A 2,500-nucleotide genomic window follows, 5' to 3' on the forward strand; every position below is an offset into this window, starting at 1 on the left:
TTGCTTCAGAACTAACACAGTGGACGCGAGCAACTGAGGACAAGCCCTCGGCCTATTAGTACCGGTCAGCTCCACCCCTTACGGGGCTTCCACATCCGGCCTATCAACCCAGTCGTCTACTGGGAGCCTTACCCTCTCAAGGAGGTGGGAATACTCATCTCGAAGCAGGCTTCCCGCTTAGATGCTTTCAGCGGTTATCCCTCCCGAACGTAGCCAACCAGCCATGCCCTTGGCAGGACAACTGGCACACCAGAGGTTCGTCCGTCCCGGTCCTCTCGTACTAGGGACAGCCCTTCTCAATATTCCTACGCGCACAGCGGATAGGGACCGAACTGTCTCACGACGTTCTAAACCCAGCTCGCGTACCGCTTTAATGGGCGAACAGCCCAACCCTTGGGACCGACTCCAGCCCCAGGATGCGACGAGCCGACATCGAGGTGCCAAACCATCCCGTCGATATGGACTCTTGGGGAAGATCAGCCTGTTATCCCCGGGGTACCTTTTATCCGTTGAGCGACGGCGCTTCCACAAGCCACCGCCGGATCACTAGTCCCGACTTTCGTCCCTGCTCGACCCGTCGGTCTCACAGTCAAGCTCCCTTGTGCACTTACACTCAACACCTGATTGCCAACCAGGCTGAGGGAACCTTTGGGCGCCTCCGTTACCCTTTGGGAGGCAACCGCCCCAGTTAAACTACCCATCAGACACTGTCCCTGATCCGGATCACGGACCGAGGTTAGACATCCAGCACGACCAGAGTGGTATTTCAACGGCGACTCCACCATGACTGGCGTCACGGCTTCACGGTCTCCCACCTATCCTACACAAGCCGAACCGAACACCAATATCAAACTGTAGTAAAGGTCCCGGGGTCTTTCCGTCCTGCTGCGCGAAACGAGCATCTTTACTCGTAGTGCAATTTCACCGGGCCTATGGTTGAGACAGTCGAGAAGTCGTTACGCCATTCGTGCAGGTCGGAACTTACCCGACAAGGAATTTCGCTACCTTAGGATGGTTATAGTTACCACCGCCGTTTACTGGCGCTTAAGTTCTCAGCTTCGCCTGGTCGAAACCAAGCTAACCGGTCCCCTTAACGTTCCAGCACCGGGCAGGCGTCAGTCCGTATACATCGCCTTACGGCTTCGCACGGACCTGTGTTTTTAGTAAACAGTCGCTTCTCGCTGGTCTCTGCGGCCACCCCCCGCTCACGGAGCAAGTCCGATCACCGGGTGTGGCCCCCCTTCTCCCGAAGTTACGGGGGCATTTTGCCGAGTTCCTTAACCATAGTTCACCCGAACGCCTCGGTATTCTCTACCTGACCACCTGAGTCGGTTTAGGGTACGGGCCGCCATGAAACTCGCTAGAGGCTTTTCTCGACAGCATAGGATCATCCACTTCACCACAATCGGCTCGGCATCAGGTCTCAGACTATGTGTCACGCGGATTTGCCTACGTGACGTCCTACACCCTTACCCCGGGACAACCACCGCCCGGGCTGGACTACCTTCCTGCGTCACCCCATCGCTTACCTACTACCACCTTGGGTCGGCGGCTCCACCACTCCCCTTTGCCCGAAGGCTCCGGGGCGGCTTCACGGCCTTAGCATTAGTGGGCTCGATATTGGGCGTTTCAAAGCGGGTACCGGAATATCAACCGGTTGTCCATCGACTACGCCTGTCGGCCTCGCCTTAGGTCCCGACTTACCCTGGGCAGATCAGCTTGACCCAGGAACCCTTAGTCAATCGGCGCACACGTTTCTCACGTGTGTATCGCTACTCATGCCTGCATTCTCACTCGTGAACCGTCCACAACTCGCTTCCGCGGCTGCTTCACCCGGCACACGACGCTCCCCTACCCATCACAGCGGGCGTTGGCCCTGTTGCTGCAATGACACGACTTCGGCGGTACGCTTGAGCCCCGCTACATTGTCGGCGCGGAATCACTTGACCAGTGAGCTATTACGCACTCTTTCAAGGGTGGCTGCTTCTAAGCCAACCTCCTGGTTGTCTGTGCGACTCCACATCCTTTCCCACTTAGCGTACGCTTAGGGGCCTTAGTCGATGCTCTGGGCTGTTTCCCTCTCGACCATGGAGCTTATCCCCCACAGTCTCACTGCCGCGCTCTCACTTACCGGCATTCGGAGTTTGGCTAAGGTCAGTAACCCGGTAGGGCCCATCGCCTATCCAGTGCTCTACCTCCGGCAAGAAACACACGACGCTGCACCTAAATGCATTTCGGGGAGAACCAGCTATCACGGAGTTTGATTGGCCTTTCACCCCTAACCACAGGTCATCCCCCAGGTTTTCAACCCTGGTGGGTTCGGTCCTCCACGAAGTCTTACCTCCGCTTCAACCTGCCCATGGCTAGATCACTCCGCTTCGGGTCTTGAGCGTGCTACTGGATCGCCCTGTTCGGACTCGCTTTCGCTACGGCTTCCCCACACGGGTTAACCTCGCAACACACCGCAAACTCGCAGGCTCATTCTTCAAAAGGCACGCAG

At 57.3% G+C, this 2,500-nt stretch carries 1 rRNA gene (cut by a window edge); it reads right to left on the minus strand.

Features of this window, described 5'->3' with window-relative positions:
- Nucleotides 1-35 precede the first annotated feature (35 nt).
- A 23S ribosomal RNA gene (locus tag K7G60_RS38300) occupies nucleotides 36-2,500 on the minus strand; it runs 654 nt beyond the window's last position.

This window comes from Streptomyces sp. NK15101, from assembly GCF_020400725.1.
In the GTDB taxonomy this organism is placed as follows: Bacteria; Actinomycetota; Actinomycetes; order Streptomycetales; family Streptomycetaceae; genus Streptomyces.